The organism is Microvirga sp. TS319 (genome assembly GCF_041276405.1).
Lineage (GTDB): Bacteria > Pseudomonadota > Alphaproteobacteria > Rhizobiales > Beijerinckiaceae > Microvirga.
In genome coordinates, this window is sequence record NZ_JBGGGT010000002.1 from 3,701,321 (window position 1) to 3,718,325 (window position 17,005).

The following is a 17,005-nucleotide window of genomic DNA, read 5'->3' on the forward strand; positions in this document are numbered from 1 at the left end:
CATCGGACGTGACATCGAACCCGCATCCGATGCTGCCAGTCGATATCTCACCGATAGCCGGAGGCCTGCAGCTCGAACAGCTCGGCGTAACGACCGCCCGAGGCAACCAGCTGTTCGTGCGAACCGGTCTCCACGACCTGTCCATTTTCCAGAACGAGAATGCGATCCGCCATCCGCACGGTCGAGAACCGGTGCGAGATCAGAATCGCGGTCTTCCCCAAGCTGAGATCCCGGAACCGCTGGAAGACCTCGTATTCCGAGCGGGCGTCGAGAGCGGCGGTCGGCTCGTCCAGGATGAGCACCTCGGCATCCCGCATGTAGGCCCGCGCGATTGCGATCTTCTGCCATTCGCCCCCGGAGAGGTCGGCCCCCTCATGGAACCGCTTGCCGAGCGGATGATCATAGCCTCGGGGCAGGCGTCGGATGATGCGGTCGGCGAGGCTGCGCTCCGCCGCCTGCCGGATCCGGGCACGATCATCCGTCGCCTCGATATGGCCCGTCCCGATATTCTCGCCGGCCGTGAAATGAAACCGCACGAAATCCTGAAAGATCACGCCGATGTGGCGTCGCAGATCCGCCAGATCGTATTCGCGTAGATCATGGCCATCGAGAAGGATCCGTCCCTCCGTCGGGTCGTAGAGACGGGCCAGGAGCTTCACGATCGTGGTCTTGCCCGCTCCGTTCTCTCCGACCAGAGCCACGACCTCACCGGCTCTCAGCGTCAGGCTCAGGTGATGGACCGCCCAGCGATCCGAATCCGGATACCGGAAACCGACATTCTCGAACACGATCCCCGACCGCAGCGGCTGCGGGAACGGCCGCGGGTTCGGCGGCGATGCGATGCTCGGGCGCACATCGAAGAAGGAGAACAGATCCTCCAGGTACATTGCCTGCCCGGCAATCTGGGAGAACCCCAGAAGCAATCCCTCAAGCAGGCCGCGCAGGCGCAGGAAAGAGCCGGACAGGAATGTCAGGTCGCCGAGGCTGAACTCGCCCTGGACGGTCCGCCACACGATCAGCGCATAGGCCAGGTAATAGGCGCATGACGCGAGTGCGGCGAAAAGCGTGCCCCATGCGGCCCGGCGGATCGCAAGCCCCCGGTTGTCCGCATACATCCGGTCCGCGAAGCCCCTGAAGCGCTCGACCAGGAAGGCGTTGAGCCCGAAGAGCTTGACCTCCTTCGCAGTTTCGACGCTCGAACCGAGATAGCGGATGTAGTCGAGCTGGCGCCGTTCCGGAGTGCGGAAGTAGTTGAGCCGATAGCCTTGGGCGTTGAAATGCACCTCGCCGACAAAGGCCGGCAAAAGCGCAAGGATGATCAGGACGATGAGCCATGGCGCATAGGCGAGCAGGCCGGCAGCGAGGGACAGGGCCGTGAGCACGTCCTGGACCTGCCCGAACATCTGGGTCAACAGAGTGGTTCGACCGGTGACCTGCCGGCGGGCCCGCTCCAACCGGTCCTGTTGATCGCTGCTTTCGAACTGTTCGAGATCGAGCGTCGTTGCATGCTCCATCAGGCGCACGCTGGCGAAGTTGCTGTAGCGCTCCGACAGGAGACTGTCGACAAGGGAACTGCTCCGCCCCAGGAGATCGGCCATGACGGCAAGGCCCAGCTCCAGAAGGAGAAGCCCTCCGAGAACATCAAGCCGTCCACTCCCGATCCAATCGCCGAGGCTTCCGCCCGGCGAGGGGAGCCGGGTCTGGGCCACGACCTCATCGATGATGAGCTTGCCGACATAGAGGACCAGAATAGGCAGGGCCGAGCGTGTCAGCCTCAGCCCGAAGCTCGCGATGGTGAGCCCGGGGCTCGCCTGCCAGACCAGGCGGAACAGGGACGGAAGGTGACGCAAGGCGCCGATCCGCTCACGCAGGGAGCGGCGGGCGGGGAACATGGAAGCGATCATCCCCTTAACATGGGAGCGCAAGGTCCCCTGGTCGAGCCAAGGTCCCCTCGTCGAGGCAAGAGAATGTCGAAGGAGAATGTCGGAGCCGGGTCATCCGCATATCGGTAGGGTCCATCCGGCCATGCAGGAGGCGCTGGACGGATCCTCCTTCGCCTGGATGGAGCCTGTCACCGATGAACGGTACGATGCCCCACCGGAGGCTTGAACCGGTCCGCCCCTGCCCCGGCCTCCTTCCTCGCCATTTTGCAACGACTGAAGGCTAAACCGCCCCGGAGAGTGCCATGACAGACCACGACCATGACGGCAGCCACGACCCGCACGAGCACTGGAAGCACCACGGCGTCCAGGTGATCAAGGGCGACCGCCTCGATCCGAACACGGCCCAGACCCCGGGCATGTTTCGCCAGGCCGCGATCAATCATGCCCGGGTGGGCGCCCAGAAGATCTGGGCGGGCACGGTATCGATCCAGCCGAATGCCAAGACCGGAGTGCACCATCACGGTGAACTGGAGAGCGTCATCTATGTGGTGCGGGGCAAGGCCCGCATGCGCTGGGGCGAGCGGTTGGAGTTCGTCGCGGAGGCCGGACCGGGGGACTTCATCTACGTGCCGCCCTTCGTGCCCCATCAGGAGATCAACGCCAATCCCGACGAGCCCCTCGAATGTGTCCTGGTGCGCAGCGACAACGAGGCCGTAGTGGTGAACATCGCCGATGTGGATCCGGTCGAAAAGCCGGAAGAGGTTTATTGGGTTGACCCGATCCACAAGCATCCCGAATAGAGGCGGGACAGCGGCTCGGAGGCGGGCCCCAATGGAGCCGTTGCTTGATCCGGGATGGCTGTGGGTTCATTTTGCCCGCCCGCTCGCCCGCAAGATAACCCCCAAGATCATAACCCCCAAGATCACTCCCCAAGGACGGAACTGTCGCCCCCATGAAAGCCTACAGGACGCTGGAAGAACGCTTTGCCCGCATCAGCTCGATCGAGGACGCGATCGGCATTCTGCAATGGGATGCCGAAACCCTGATGCCGGAGGGCGCGGCCGACAGCCGGTCCGACCAACTCGCAACGCTCAAAAGCATCGCCCATGAACGTCTCACCGCACCCGACATGGCCGATCTCCTGGACAAGGCGGATCAGGACAGCGACCATCTCGACGCGTGGCAATGCGCCAACCTGCGTGAGATGCGCCGGATCTACCTCCATGCCGCCGCAGTTCCGGCCGACCTCGTCGAGGCGAGCTCGCGGGCCGTCTCCCGGGCGGAGCTGGTGTGGCGCGAAGCGCGGCAGAACAACGACTTCGCCCTGCTCCTGCCGCACCTGTCCCAGGTGCTCGCCTTCCAGCGGCGGATCGGCCAGGCCAAGGGCGAGGCCTTGGGATTGTCGCCGTACGATGCACTCCTCGACAGCTATGACCCGGGGCTCCGCCAAGCCGCCATCGATCCCCTTTTCGCCGAGCTCGGCGCCGAGCTGCCGGACCTGATCCAGGAGGCGCAGGAACGCCAGCAGGGCCGCCCTGCCATCCAGCCGCTCAGTGGCCCCTTCGCTGTCGACGATCAGCGCCGCATCGGCGAGCAGTTGATGAAGGCGGTCGGGTTCGATTTCGACAGGGGGCGGCTCGATGTCAGCCTGCATCCGTTCTGCGGCGGATCCACGGGCGACGTCCGGATCACCACCCGCTACAGCGAGGCGAACTTCATGAGTGCGCTCATGGGGGTGCTGCATGAGACCGGTCACGCCCTTTACGAGCAGGGCCGCCCCGAAGCGTGGCGCCGCCAGCCGGTCGGGCTGGCGCGCGGGATGAGCCTGCATGAGAGCCAATCGCTGCTGATCGAGATGCAGGCCTGCCGAAGCCGGGAGTTCGTCACCTATCTTGCTCCCCTCGTGCGGGAAGCGTTCCAAGGAGAGGGGCCGGCCTGGAGCCCGGAGAACCTGCATCGGATTCTGACCAGGGTCGAGCCGGGCTTCATTCGCGTGGATGCGGACGAGATCACCTATCCGGCCCACATACTGGTCCGCTACACGCTTGAAAGGGCGCTGATCGCCGGCGACCTCCCGATCGAGGACCTGCCGTCCGCCTTCAACGAGAAGGTCGGAACATACCTTGGCCTCACGGTGCCCGATGACAGCCTGGGCTGCCTGCAGGACATCCACTGGCCCGGCGGCGCATGGGGCTACTTCCCCACCTACACGCTCGGGGCCATGACCGCAGCCCAGCTTTTCAGGGCGGCCTGCCAGGCGGATGCCGACATCCTCCCGGGCCTAGCGAAAGGCGATTTCGCACCCTTGCGGACCTGGCTGCGCGCCAATGTCCATGCGAAGGGGAGCTTGATGACCACCGACCAACTGCTGGTCGCCGCAACCGGGCAGCCGCTGACGGCGGAGGTCTTCCGCGCTCACCTGCGGGAACGCTACCTCGCGCACTGACCCTTGTGCCCCATCTCCATTGATCCATGGTGTCGCGGGACCAGGATCGATCTGCGGGCAAATCTACGGGCAAGCAAGAAAAGGACCTTGGAAACGAATGAAGTCGACCCGTTTCAACCTGCGCCACGTGGCGTGCCGAACCCTTGTCCTGCTGTCCGGGGTTCTTGTTTTGCTTGGGCTGGTTGCCCAACAGGCAGCGGCGCAACCCAGTCAGGATCCGTGCCGGCGGGTCCGATTTGCGGACAGTGCCTTCGTGGTCTGCTCGGTGGATCTGCGCCGGTACGAGGTGAAGCTGTTCTGGCGCGGGCCGGATGGGAATGCGCTTGGCTCGTTCAGCCGGCTGAAAGCGACGCCGGACGGAGCACGCCTGGCCTTCGCGATGAATGCGGGCATGTACCACGAAGATCGCTCGCCGGTGGGACTTTACGTCGAGAACGGCCAGGAGCTCAAGGCGGCCAACACCCGAAACGGGCCGGGAAATTTCCATCTCAAGCCCAACGGCGTCTTCTATGTGAAAGGTGATCGGGCCGGCGTGCTGGAGACAGACACCTATCTCAAGCGGAAGATCAGGCCGGATCACGCGACACAATCAGGTCCGATGCTCGTCATCAATGGACGCATTCATCCCAAGTTTTCCGAGCAGAGCACATCCTTGAAGATCCGCAATGGCGTCGGCGTGAAAGACCCGCACACGGTTGTGTTCGCGATTTCGGAAGATCCCGTCACGTTCAGCACATTCGCCCGATTGTTCCGCGACCATTTGGGCTGCGCCAACGCGTTGTTCCTGGACGGCAGCATTTCCAGCCTCTACGTGCCAGCACTGGAACGGATGGACTCGCTCCTGCCCATGGGCCCCATCGTCGGGGCTCTTCGGCGTCCATGATGCCGGGCGACGTCCCATTCCGAGATCGCCTGGAGCATGTTTTGTGTTCGAGGAGGACCTTCCGATCCCGCGACATCTAGGAGACAGGGTGACGTCCGGAGATAACCCCGAGCCTTGAAATCTTGATCGTTCGCAGCCATCTCGTTGCCTGCCTGAGCAACAAGGTTCATCGCACGCCATGACGACTGCTGACACCACTCCCGTCCCTGAGAACCACACCTTCGAGGCCGATGTCGCCAAGCTGCTGCACCTGATGGTGCACTCGGTCTATTCCGACAAGGAGGTCTTCCTGCGCGAGCTGATCTCCAATGCGGCCGATGCCTGCGAGAAGCTGCGCTATGAGGCGATCTCCCACCCTGCCCTGTTCGGCGATGATCCCAAGGCGCGGATCACCTTGCGGATCGATGCCGACAACCGCCGCCTGACGGTTGAAGATAATGGCATCGGCATGAGCCGGGACGAGATGATCGAGGCGCTCGGCACCATCGCGCGCTCGGGCACCAAGGCCTTCATGGACCGGATCCAGGCCGCCTCAGGCGGCGAAGGGGCCCAGCTCATCGGCCAGTTCGGAGTCGGATTCTACTCCGCCTTCATGGTGGCCGACCGGGTCGATGTCGTCTCGCGCCGGGCCGGCAGCGAGGAGGCGACGCTCTGGTCGTCCGACGGCCAGGGCTCCTATACGGTGACGCCGATCGCGCTGGATGAGGCCCCCGCCCGCGGCACCCGGGTCATCCTGCACCTGATGGAGGAGGCAAAGTCCTACACGGAGCGTCACCGGCTCGAACACATCGTCAAGGAGCAGTCCGGCCATGTTCCCGTACCGATCTCGATCATCGAGAAGCCCGGCGCGGAGCCGCAGGAAGTCGCCGATGGAGCGGCGCTTTGGGTCAAGCCGCGTTCCGAGATCACGTCCGAGGACTACACCGACTTCTACCGCGGGGTGGCCGGCCAGTTCGACGAACCGGCCCTGACGGTGCATTTCCGGGCCGAAGGCCGCCACGAATACACCGCTCTGGCCTTCGTGCCGGGCTCCACCCCGTTCGATCTGTTCGACCCCGACCGTCACGGGCGGATGAAGCTCTATGTGAAGCGTGTCTTCATTACCGATGAGGCCGAGCTCCTGCCGCGCTACCTACGGTTCGTCCGCGGACTCGTCGACTCGGCCGACCTGCCGCTCAACGTCTCGCGCGAGATGATCCAGGAGAGCCCGCTTCTGGCCGCCATCAAGAAGGGGGTGGCGAACCGGGTGCTCGGCGAACTCGAGAAGCTCGCGCAGAGCAACGGGGACGCCTACATCAAGGTGTGGGAGACCTTCGGTCCGGTGCTGAAGGAAGGGCTCTACGAAGATTTCGAGCGGCGTCAGACGCTGCTGGGCCTGGCCCGGTTCAAGACCACCGCGTCCGGTGGCGGGTGGCGCTCGCTTAAGGATTATGTCGGCGCCCTCAAGGAGAATCAGACCGCGATCTACTATGTGACCGGAACCGATCTCGCCCGGCTCGAGGCCTCACCGCAGCTCGAAGGCTTCCGGGCGCGCGGCATCGAGGTGCTGCTGCTGCCGGATGCGGTCGACAGCTTCTGGGTCACGGCGGGCGTCGAGTACGAAGGCAAGCCGTTCAAGTCGGTGACCCAGGGCGCCGCGGATCTGGCGCAGATTCCCCTCGTCGAGCCTCAGGAGAACGCGGGCGCACCGTCGACGGAGGCGGTGACGGGGTTCATCCAATCCGTGAAGTCCACCCTCGGGGACGCCGTCGCCGATGTTCGCGCCTCCGAACGGCTGACGGAAAGCGCCGTCTGTCTCGTGGCATCCGAGACCGGGATGGACCGCCAACTGGAGCGGCTTCTCGCCCGAGCAGGTCAGCCGACATCCGCCGTCAAACCCGTTCTGGAGATCAACCCGCGCCATGACCTCGTCGTGGCCCTGGCCAACCTTGGCGAGGATCAGCAGGCCCTGCGCGAAGACGCTGCTTACCTGCTGTTGGACGAAGCGCGGATCCTTGATGGAGACCTACCGGCTGACGCGAAGGCATTCTCGCAGCGTCTTGCGCGTGTGATGCGGCGGTGCGTGCCTTAGAGCATCGGACGCAAAAGTGGGAACCGGTTTTGCGTGAAAAGATGCTCAAGACCATAGACTGACGGCATCGGACGCGGGAAGTGGAATCCACTTTTGGGATTCCACTCCGATGCTCTCACGATAGAACAGCGCATCGTTCTCGCGAAAAACCGGGCGATCCACCTGCCATGATCGGGAGAGCCGCCCCCAGGGCCTGTCACCCGGAGGCGAGCGCCTTGCGCACCTCCGGCGCAACCTTCGTTCCCAGGATTTCGATCGCTCGCATCAGCTTGGCATGATCCATCACGCCGATGGCCATCTGGATCAGGAAGCGGTCGAACCGGAAGGTCTCGTGCGCGGCCAGGATCTTGTCCGTCACCTCCGCGGGGCTTCCGACGAACAGCGCGCCGCGCGGTCCGCGAGCCGCGTCGAACTGCTGGCGGCTCGTGGGCGGCCAGCCGCGCTCCCGCCCGATCCGGTTCATCACCTCTGCCTGCGGCGCATAGAAGATGTCGGCAGCCTCCTGAGTCGTGTCGGCCACGAAGCCGTGCACGTTGATAGACGTCTTCAGGGTTGCGGGATCTTTACCGGAACGCTGGGCCGCCTGCCGGTAGAGATCGAACAGGGGCGCGAAACGGGCCGGCTCGCCGCCGATGATGGCCAGCGCCAGCGGCAGACCGAGCACTCCTGCCCGCGCGACCGACTGGGGCGTCCCGCCCACCGCGATCCAGATCGGCAACGTGTCCTGACAGGGACGCGGATAGACGCCACGATCCGCGATCGGTGGCGTATGCTGCCCGCCGGGCCAGCTGATGCGCTCGCCTTCGTTGAGCCGCATGAGAAGCTGCAGCTTCTCCGCAAAGAGCGTGTCATAATCGTCGAGATCGTAGCCGAAGAGTGGAAACGACTCGATGAAGGAGCCGCGGCCGGCCATGATCTCGGCCCGCCCCTGGCTGAGATTGTCCAAGGTGGCGAACTGTTGGAACACCCGGATCGGATCGTCGGAACTGAGCACCGTCACGGCGCTCGTCAGGCGAATGTGCCTGGTCTGGGTCGCCGCCGCGGCCAGCGCGACAGCCGGAGCCGAGATCGCATAGTCGGGCCGGTGGTGCTCGCCGAGGCCGAACACGTCGAGCCCCACCTGATCGGCGTGGACGATCTCCTCCACGAGATTCCGCAGGCGCTCGGCCGGGCCGATCCGATGTCCCGTCACAGGATCGGCGCCCATGTCACCGAAGGTGTAGAGTCCGATTTCCATCAGAATGGTCCTTCTGCAAAGCCTTCGATTGCGCCGTCATCCGATGCTCCCGTCTTGGAACGAGCGCATCGCTTGCTGCGTAAAACCATGGCCACTTTTTCGCACGATGCGTCAGCATGATGCCAGTCATCTCTTAGACTGCAACACATCTGCTGCCCTGCGCGATTGCGCTTTGCATGGAGATCCGGCTGGTGCCGATCCTCGCCCGACGGCGAGAGAGATGATCGGCCCGCGGCTCGCGGTCGGGACACGGAGCATCGCATAGCCCACGCCGCGACCAGGCATTTCCATCCCGTTGAGCCTGCTTGTGCCTGCGCAAGGTCAGCAATTCGGCCTGTAGGTCGATCTCGGTGTTCTTGATCAGGCGCACCACCGACCGGAAATATCCTCCGGGATTTCGAATGCTGTTTTTACCGCTTGCGACATCGTCTTCGTGAAGCTGCAGGACAAAGATGACGGCCGTGGCAGCCCGGATGGCGCCGAGTTCCTCCACCGCTTCGGTCCAGGCGCTCGGATGTGCCCCCAGGCAGGCACGCAGGAACTGCCCCGCCGCGACGAGATCGGCCGTATCCCGGATCGGGTGAGCATAACCAGCGATCACGGGGCAGGCTTCGACCACCAGGGCCGGCAGCGTCTGATGAAGCGGCGGCGTGTTTGGGGCGGCTGGCTCAGAGTCGTTCTCGCCGCCGTTGTGACAAGTCTCACTGAAGGATTCTTTCTCTGCCTCAATGTGCCGGAATGTCGTGCCGTCACAGCTTGCCAAATAGAAGGCTTCTTCAGCGAGATGCCTCATCTCGCTCCAGGCTTCTGCAAGCCCGGCCGGGAGCGCTGTCCCAGAGCGTTTCGGAGTGCGGGCTTTCAGCACATCGAGACGCCTCTCGAGATCGGTGCGGTCGACAGAGGCGTGGCATCGGGCAAGGGCATGCAGCGCCTCTTCCGTGGCGCGACGGCAGATCGTGATGTCGTCGAAGGAGCGTTTCAGGAGCTCTTTCATTTGCCGTTGTGCGGTGGTGGTGGCGGCCCATTCGTCTCGACGCGCATAAAGCGGCGTCAGATCGAAGCCGAAGGCATCAATGATATTGCCTCTCTCGTCCCGGACGGCGTAGCGCTTGCCGTTCGGGGAATCCTTCGGGAGCAACAGCTGGAGTTCGGTCAGGGCGCGGACGGCGTTGCGGATCGACCGCTCGGATAGGCCAGTGGCCGACGTCAGCCGCTGGTTGGACGGCCAGACGAGCAGCCTGCCGATGCCGTGTTCGCCCCAGCAGACGACCAGCTGGCTCAAGACCAGTCGTTGCGGCGCGCTCAGGCAAAGCGCCTTCGCGGCATCGCGAGCCGCCGCCGAGAGCTCTTTTCGAGTCACGGTTCGCCCGGAATCCAGCACGAACTTCCTCGCGGCCAGAGCGGCATGTCTCAGCCGCCGGCCTCCAGACGATGCAAGCTGCATCGTACCCTCCATGTTGAGGGCAAAGCGGGAGCGTTCACCGAATCCGATGTCCTTGACATGCAGCTTGTCGGGATGGCATAAGGAAGTCGCTCAAAACATTCCTGTCGCCGATCCCTCGGTGACTCCAAAGGCCCTCGAAGTTTCCAGCTTCGTGGGCCTTTTGCTTTGCCTGGCCTTAGTTCACGGTCTTCTCCTGTTCGAAGAGAGTTACGCCGTCGTGGATGATAACAACCCGACGAGACCGAGGACGCTCTCTTGCACCGGTCCCGTCACCGACATCCCTGAGCGCCAATACCGCAACCTTCCGAAGGCCGGTCTTTCGAGGACCTGTCGGAAGCGCTGTCGATCTGGCGGCTCAAGCTGTCGGTGGTTGTGAACACCACTGTGTCGCAACATCCGAGTGATGGCTGATTCGGTGTTGCGTGTGGAGTCGATCAGTAAGAAATGATTAATGCTGATCCCGCTTTCCACCGGGTGGCCGGGCCAAGCGAATCAAAAGTCCAAGCAAATCGAGTCAAGCCATGGAGCGAATATTTATTTGTTACCTCGCTGACGACTCAGCTTGACTCTATCCTGCTCAAGACCGGACCATGAATCGGATCCTTATCGGAAAGACTATCTGCGAATTTTACTCCATAACGGTGAGACCACTCGCAGATATTCCTAATGAATCTTGATGGCTGTTTGCTGGATCCGCTCAAGCCAAATGCCCCGGATCAGACTCGGCGGTCAGGACAGTGGTTTATCCTAATCGCGAATGGTGGAACCGGGCGTCTCTCCGGTCGGCATATCTTTGGATTACATCGACCGCCCCGGACTTCGGCCCCTTTCGGCTAGCGCATCGTTCGAAAAAGTGACTCCGGTTTCTCGCGAGAACGATGTGCTGTTCTAGAGCATCGGACGCAAAAGTGGGGACCGGTTTTGCGTGGAAAGATGCTCAAAACCATCAACTTACAGCATCGGATGTGGGTCCGATTTCACACCCGATGCTCTAAATGACTCAAGCAGAGCCCGGCCCATCGCAGATCAGAGAGCACATGATGGCCCGAAGCTCTCCACCACGCGGACTTCGCTGTTCCCGCAACGGGGACAGATCGTCCGGCAGATGACCATCATCGGATAGACAGGCTCCATCCCGAGGGGCAGCCCGCCCTCGATCGTGACCTGGATTGCTTCCGATGCAGGGACGTCAGTCCGCCCCGCGGATCGCGCCCGCAATAGGGACGCGGGGCATCCAGCGTCAGGCGGCGCCGTGGGCGGCAGGGCGATCCTTTCGAGTTGCTCGCGGATTCTCCCCGCCGCCTTCCGGCCGATGCCGGGCACGATCTGCTCGATGCGGGGAGCGATGGCCGTGAGCTGGGCGAGTGTCCGGATATTGTCGTTCTCCAGCGCCGCCCACACCCGCCGCGTTAACATGACTCCCTTGATGGGGCCGCTCCTCAGCACGCTGGGCGGCACTCCGCTCGCTCGGCTCATGGCAGCCCTCACTCTTCCCTGAACGCCTTGGCAAACTGGTCGGTGAACGGCTTGGTCAGGTAGGTCATCGCGGTCCTGTCCTGGGTCGCCACGAACACCTCGACGGGCATCCCGGGCTTGAGGGGCTGGTCCGCGAGCTTCTCCATCTCGCTGGGATCGATCTGGACATCGGCCAGATAGTGAGTGGTGTTCGTCGCCGGATCGCGCGTGGTCGCGGCCGAGACGTACGAAATCCTTCCCTTCAGCTCGGGCGTGGTGCGCTGGTTGAAGGCCGAGAACCGGAGCTTGGCCGACTGCCCTACGAAGACCTGGTCGACGTCGACGGGCGAGAGCCTGGCCTCGATCTTCAGCTTCGCCTGCTCCGGCACGATGGTGGCGAGGGTCTCCGCGGGCGTGATGACACCTCCGACGGTGTGGATCGACAGCTCGTTGACAACCCCAGACATGGGTGCGCGAATGTCCGTTCGCGCGAGGCGGTCCACGAGCGCGATGCGACGGTCGTTGAGCTCGGAAATCCTGGTCACGACGGCACTCAGCTCGCGCTGGGCCTCGGTGCGGGCGTTCTCGTCGACCGAGATGATCTGCAGCCTGATACTGCTCATCCGCGCCCGTGCGCGCGCAATGCTGGCTCCGATTTCCCCGACCTCTCCTGAGAGACGGGCAAGATCGCGGTTGATGCCGTACATCCGCGCCCCCTCGATCAGCCCCTTGTCGGCCAATCCCTTCAGCTTGCCGTGCTCGGCACGGACAAGGTCAAGCTCATGACTCTTGGCGGACTGCTGGGCCTGGAGGCCGTTGATCTCCTGCTCGAGCTGAGCGATCTCGGAGTTGAGCTGCTCCTTCTGGCTCTCCCGGTGCGCCCGGTTGCCCTCGAACAGCCTCACCTCGCCATAGGTGGCGAGATCGGCCAGCGTAACGGGGACCGCGTCCATCAACGGAACCACTATCTCGTTCATGCCCTCGCGCTCCGAGGTCAGCCTGACCTTGCGGGCTACGAGTTCGGAGAGTTGCGAGCTGACGATCGAGAGTTCCGCCTTGGTCTGCACGTCGTCGAGGCGCAGCATCACCTGCCCGGCCTTGACGAAGTCGCCTTCGCGCACGCTGATCTGGCTGACGATCCCGCCGTCCCTGTGCTGGATCACCTTCAGGTTCTGGTCGACCTTGACCAAGCCATGGGCGATCACCGAGCCGTTGATCTGGGCCACCGCTGCCCAGCCGCCGCATCCCACTACCAGAAGCGCCCCAAGGGCTATTCCTGCCGTGACCCGGCCGCCGAGATGGAAGTCGTCGTTGTCCTTCCCCGCGTGATTGCTCATTCCCTGTCTCCCTGATGCCGCGGTCGGAGCCTGCGGTCGTTGTCGTGCTTAGGCCTGTTCGACGATGACGATGGCCCTGTGGCCGTCGAGATAGATGGTGGTCTCGTAGATGCTGTCGCGGTCGATATCGGCCTCGATCACCGTGCGGTCGATGCTCTCCGACCGCTCGTGGCGGAAGCGGATCCGTGCATCGTCATCGTCAACCTTCTTGCCGTAGATGTTCTCGAACTGGTCCTCGAGCCTGTCGAAGACCTTCTCGAAGATGTCGTACTTGGACATCCGGATGCGGTCTCCCGCCTTGAAGTCGACGATCTCGTGGAGGACCGGAGCGGGCGCGCTCGCCGGGGGCGGCGGTGTGAACTCGAACAGGTCGCTGCCATCACCGCCCTTCAGCACGACGGGCTGCGGGCCGACAATGAAATGGTCGTCGCCCGATCCTCCGATCACGGTCTCGAAGCCGCTGATTGTGTCGCTCCCGATATCACAGCCGCTGGCTGTTCCTTGGGTGAGGTCGATCGTGATTCCGCTTTGCGAGGACGAGTAGTCCAGGGTGTCGCAGCCCTCGCCGCCGTCATAGACATCGTCCTCCCCATCGGCGGCCGCGCGGATGACGTCATTTCCGGCCCCTCCCGAGACGATGTCCCGCCCGGTCCCGTCGGCGAGGATGTCGTTACCGGCGCCGCCGTTCAGGGTGTCGTTGCCCGTGCCGCCATCGAGGCAATCATGGCCGTCGCCGCCATCCAGCGCATCGTCGCCGCCACGTCCGTCGATGCGGTCGTCACCCGCCCCGCCCGAGAGGGTCTCGTCGCCTCCGGAACCTGAGATCGCATCATGGCCGGAGCCGCCCCGGACGATCTCGAATCCGGCCACCGCGTTGTCTCCGATCTCGCAGCCCCCGGCGGATCCTCGGGCCAGGTCGACATGGACGCCGCGCTCGGTGGAGGACAGGTCCAGCGTGTCGATCCCGGCACCGCCATCGTAAACGTCCCTGTCGCCGTCGAGGGCGACGACGACATGATCGTCGCCCTCGCCAGCGGAAACGGTGTCCCGCCCCGCTCCGTCGAGGAGGAGGTCGGCACCCGCCCCGCCCTCGATCAGGTCGTCGCCGTCACCGCCCGAAACCACGTCGTTGCCTTCGCCGCCTCGCAGGGTGTCGTTGCCCGCGTTGCCCTCGATCCTGTCGTCCCCGGAATCGCCGCTGACGAGGTCGTCTCCGGCACCGCCGAACAGCATGTCGTTCCCATTGCCGCCGTGGATCTGGTCATTGCCGCCGTCCCCGAACACGGTGTCGTCGCCGTCGCCGCCGAACAGGCGATCATCGCCCTCGCCACCCGAGATTTGGTCGTGGCCGGCCCCGCCGAGGATGACGTCGTTCCCATCGCCGCCGCGGAGGATGTCGTTGCCGGCTCCTCCCACGATGTGGTCATCGCCCGCGCCACCGTCGATGAGGTCGTCCCCGTCCCGCCCGTCGATGAGATCGTTTCCGCCTTTGCCCTCGATCACGTCGGCGCACGCGGTGCCGAGAAGGACATCGTCGCCGTCGGTGCCGATGATGGAGTTTCTGACGACCGAGAAATAGGCGTGCTGGACAACCGTCGCCCTGCCGTCCGTGATCTCGTACGTGACCGTCACGGGGCCGAGACCGTTCGGGTCGTAGAGCCAACCGTTCGCGGTCCAGGTGATGGTGCCCGAGGATACCTTCAGGTTCCGGATCGACAGGGCATCCCCGTCAGGATCCGACGCGTTCGCCAGGAACTCCGAAAGGCCGATGAGGACGGCCGGGCAGCCTGCCACGTCGCGAAGATAGACGGGGCCGCTCGTCCGCGGCGCGCGGTTGGCCGAACCACGAGGATCGTCATCGTCTCTCTCCGCTGGCTTCGGGATTGGGTTCGAATGCCCTGGTTCGTCGTCTCCCGTGTCATCGCCGGGAGGGCTGTCGGCAGGATCGTCACCCCTTGGCTTCGAACCGCCGCCGGTGCTTCCGCCAGGGCGGCTGCCGGTGACGGATCCGACATTGTCGTTGGACGCTCGAAGCCCCCCCTCGAGCCGCGCAAGCCTGCTGACGTCCGCCCGCTGGACGAACGGTGCCGCGAACTGGAGCGGCGGCGAGTCGACCATCAGAAAGGTCGGCTCGGAAAGGCGGTTGTCGAAGGGCGTGCCGGAGCCGATCCGGAGCAGCTGGTCTTCCGGCTGGGAATCGCCTTGCTTCAGCGGCTCCAACGGACCGGACAGCAACCCGCCATCGACGAGCTTGAGGTGCGATTTCCCGCCGTCTTCGGGATGCAGAGGAGCCTCGCCCTCATCGGGGAGACGACCCCAGCCCGGCATGGCGCTCTTCAGGTAGGCGGCGATCCCGAGCACCAGGGCCCCGAATGCCAGCGGCATCTTCGAGAGCTTGGACTCCTTCAGCTCGTAGCGCTGGCGGGGAGCGGCCTCGTTGGCCTGCCCGCTCTTCGTACCTTTGACGTCGATGATCATGCCGGGACCCTCGCCGTGGCAGGTGCCTTCGCCATCGAGGCGGCTGCGTTCACCGACTCACGGATGCCGATGATCTCCTCCTTCGGCCCGAAGGCCGTCATGCGCCCGCCTTGGATGACGGCGACGAGATCGACCGCCACCAAGGCGCTCGGACGGTGGGCGATCACGAGAGCGATGCCGCGTCGCGCACGGACGGTCTTGATGGCCTCGGTGAGGGCTGCCTCGCCCTCCCCGTCGAGGTTGGAGTTGGGCTCGTCCATGACCACGAGGAAGGGATCCTTGTAGAGCGCGCGGGCGAGGCCGATGCGTTGCCGCTGCCCGGCCGAGAGGGCTGCGCCCTGCGCGCCCAGCCTGGTACGATAGCCATCGGGCAGGCGCACGATCATCTCGTGGATGCCCGCGGCCTGAGCCGCTGCCACGATGGCTCGGGAATCGTTCTCGGCATCGAAACGGGAGATGTTCTCCGCGACGGTGCCGTCGAGCAGGGACACGTCCTGGGGCAGGTAGCCGATATGGCGGCCGAGGTCCTCGTCCTTCCACTGGGTGAGCTCGGCCCCGTCGAGACGGACGCTGCCGCGCAGCACGGGCCAGATGCCGGTCAATGCACGCACCAGGGTCGTCTTGCCGCCGCCGCTCGGGCCGATGATGCCGAGCGCCTGCCCGGCGGCGACTTGGAAATCCACGTCGCTGAGCAGCACCCGGCCGGAATCGGGAGCCGCGACCGTCACGCGCTCGACCTGAAGCGTGCCCTTGGGGACCGGGAGGGAGAGCGGATTCTCCACGTCGGCGAGGGCGATCACCGTCTCCTTGAGCCGCTGGAAGGCGGTTCGGGCGGCGACCACGCCCTTCCAGTTGCCGATGGCCTGGTCGACCGGGGCGAGAGCGCGGGCCGAGGCCACGGAGCAGGCGATGATCGCACCGGCCGACAGCTCGCCCTGGATCGTCAGGTAGGCACCGAGGCCCAGCGTCGCCGATTGCAGGATCATGCGCAGCACCTTGGAGATCGCTCCGAAGGTGCCGCTGATGTCGTTGGTGCGCGTCTGGAGGCTCAGGTGCTCGGCGTTGGCCTTGGCGAACCGGGCGACCGCGCGCGATGCCATGCCCATGGCCTTGAGGATCTCGGCATTACGGGCATTGGAGTCGGCGATGGCGTTGCGCTCGATCGCCGCCTGGTGCGTCGCGCCGGCCAGGCGTCGGGTCATGATCTCTGTGGCGATGGTGAGCATCGTCAGGACGACGGCACCGCCCAGCACGAGAGCGCCGAGGAGCGGATGGAGGAAATAGACGAAGGCGAGATAGAGCGGCATCCACGGCAGATCGAAGAGAGCCGTCGGTCCCTGTCCGCCGAGGAAGCCGCGCACGGTGTCGACGTCCCGTCCGCGCTCCAATGCCTCGGAAGTCGAGAAGCCGAAGCGGGGCATATCGATGGCGACCTGATGCGCCAGGGGCGCGATGCGCTTGTCGAGCCGTGCGCCGACCCGGACGAGCACCTGCGACCGGATCACGTCGAAGAGTCCCTGGAACAGGTAGAGGCCGACGGCCAGGACCGAGAGCGCCACCAGGGTCGGCACGCTGCCGCTGCCCAGCGCCCGATCGTAGATCTGGAGCATGTAGAAGGAGCCGGTCAACGCGAGGACGTTGATGATGCCGGATACCGAAAAGAGGAAAATGACGATTCCCCGAAGCCCCTGGGTCAGCTTTTCCGCTGCCTTTCGCTTCTGGGCTGAGGTGAAACTGGTCCCGCGCATTTGGGCGTCCCTGTCGATGTTGT

11 protein-coding genes are annotated in these 17,005 nt (G+C 64.5%); 4 read left to right on the plus strand and 7 right to left on the minus strand.

Annotation, left to right across the window (positions count from 1 at the left end; translation table 11 throughout):
* Window positions 1–47: 47 nt before the first annotated feature.
* Window positions 48–1,892: an ABC transporter ATP-binding protein gene (locus tag AB8841_RS26940; RefSeq protein WP_370438803.1), complete on the minus strand. Its 1,845-nt coding sequence runs from the start codon at window positions 1,890–1,892 to the stop codon at window positions 48–50.
* Window positions 1,893–2,185: 293 nt separating this feature from the next.
* On the opposite strand from AB8841_RS26940, the gene AB8841_RS26945 reads away from it, so the two are divergent.
* The 4 genes from AB8841_RS26945 to htpG all read left to right on the plus strand — a co-directional run bounded on the left by AB8841_RS26945 (window position 2,186) and on the right by htpG (window position 7,283).
* Window positions 2,186–2,683, plus strand: coding sequence for a cupin domain-containing protein (locus AB8841_RS26945; RefSeq protein ID WP_370438804.1), 498 nt, complete (start codon window positions 2,186–2,188; stop codon window positions 2,681–2,683).
* Window positions 2,684–2,835: 152 nt separating this feature from the next.
* Complete coding sequence (locus AB8841_RS26950; RefSeq protein ID WP_370438805.1) at window positions 2,836–4,329, plus strand: carboxypeptidase M32; 1,494 nt, start codon at window positions 2,836–2,838, stop codon at window positions 4,327–4,329.
* A 97-nt stretch (window positions 4,330–4,426) separates the two neighbouring features.
* Complete coding sequence (locus tag AB8841_RS26955; RefSeq protein WP_370438806.1) at window positions 4,427–5,212, plus strand: phosphodiester glycosidase family protein; 786 nt, start codon at window positions 4,427–4,429, stop codon at window positions 5,210–5,212.
* A 178-nt stretch (window positions 5,213–5,390) separates the two neighbouring features.
* Window positions 5,391–7,283, plus strand: a complete 1,893-nt coding sequence (gene htpG / locus AB8841_RS26960) for a molecular chaperone HtpG (RefSeq protein ID WP_370438807.1) — start codon at window positions 5,391–5,393, stop codon at window positions 7,281–7,283.
* 196 nt (window positions 7,284–7,479) lie between these two features.
* Here the strand turns inward: htpG and AB8841_RS26965 are convergent, their stop codons facing one another.
* The 6 genes from AB8841_RS26965 to AB8841_RS26990 all read right to left on the minus strand — a co-directional run bounded on the left by AB8841_RS26965 (window position 7,480) and on the right by AB8841_RS26990 (window position 16,982).
* Complete coding sequence (locus tag AB8841_RS26965) at window positions 7,480–8,520, minus strand: LLM class flavin-dependent oxidoreductase (protein WP_370438808.1); 1,041 nt, start codon at window positions 8,518–8,520, stop codon at window positions 7,480–7,482.
* Window positions 8,521–8,653: 133 nt separating this feature from the next.
* The gene (gene repC / locus AB8841_RS26970) at window positions 8,654–9,964 is read right to left on the minus strand and encodes a plasmid replication protein RepC (protein ID WP_370438809.1); all 1,311 of its coding nucleotides are present in this window, start codon (window positions 9,962–9,964) and stop codon (window positions 8,654–8,656) included.
* 1,026 nt (window positions 9,965–10,990) lie between these two features.
* Window positions 10,991–11,440, minus strand: a complete 450-nt coding sequence (locus AB8841_RS26975; RefSeq protein ID WP_370438810.1) for a hypothetical protein — start codon at window positions 11,438–11,440, stop codon at window positions 10,991–10,993.
* An 8-nt stretch (window positions 11,441–11,448) separates the two neighbouring features.
* A complete protein-coding gene (locus AB8841_RS26980) occupies window positions 11,449–12,756 on the minus strand; it encodes an HlyD family type I secretion periplasmic adaptor subunit (RefSeq protein ID WP_370438811.1) in 1,308 nt (435 codons plus the stop codon).
* Window positions 12,757–12,804: 48 nt separating this feature from the next.
* Window positions 12,805–15,234 carry a cadherin-like domain-containing protein gene (locus AB8841_RS26985; RefSeq protein WP_370438812.1) on the minus strand — a complete coding sequence of 810 codons (2,430 nt, stop codon included), beginning with the start codon at window positions 15,232–15,234 and terminating at the stop codon, window positions 12,805–12,807.
* A complete protein-coding gene (locus tag AB8841_RS26990; RefSeq protein WP_370438813.1) occupies window positions 15,231–16,982 on the minus strand; it encodes a type I secretion system permease/ATPase in 1,752 nt (583 codons plus the stop codon). The genes AB8841_RS26985 and AB8841_RS26990 overlap by 4 nt, the downstream gene beginning before the upstream one ends.
* Between the last annotated feature and the right edge of the window lie 23 nt (window positions 16,983–17,005).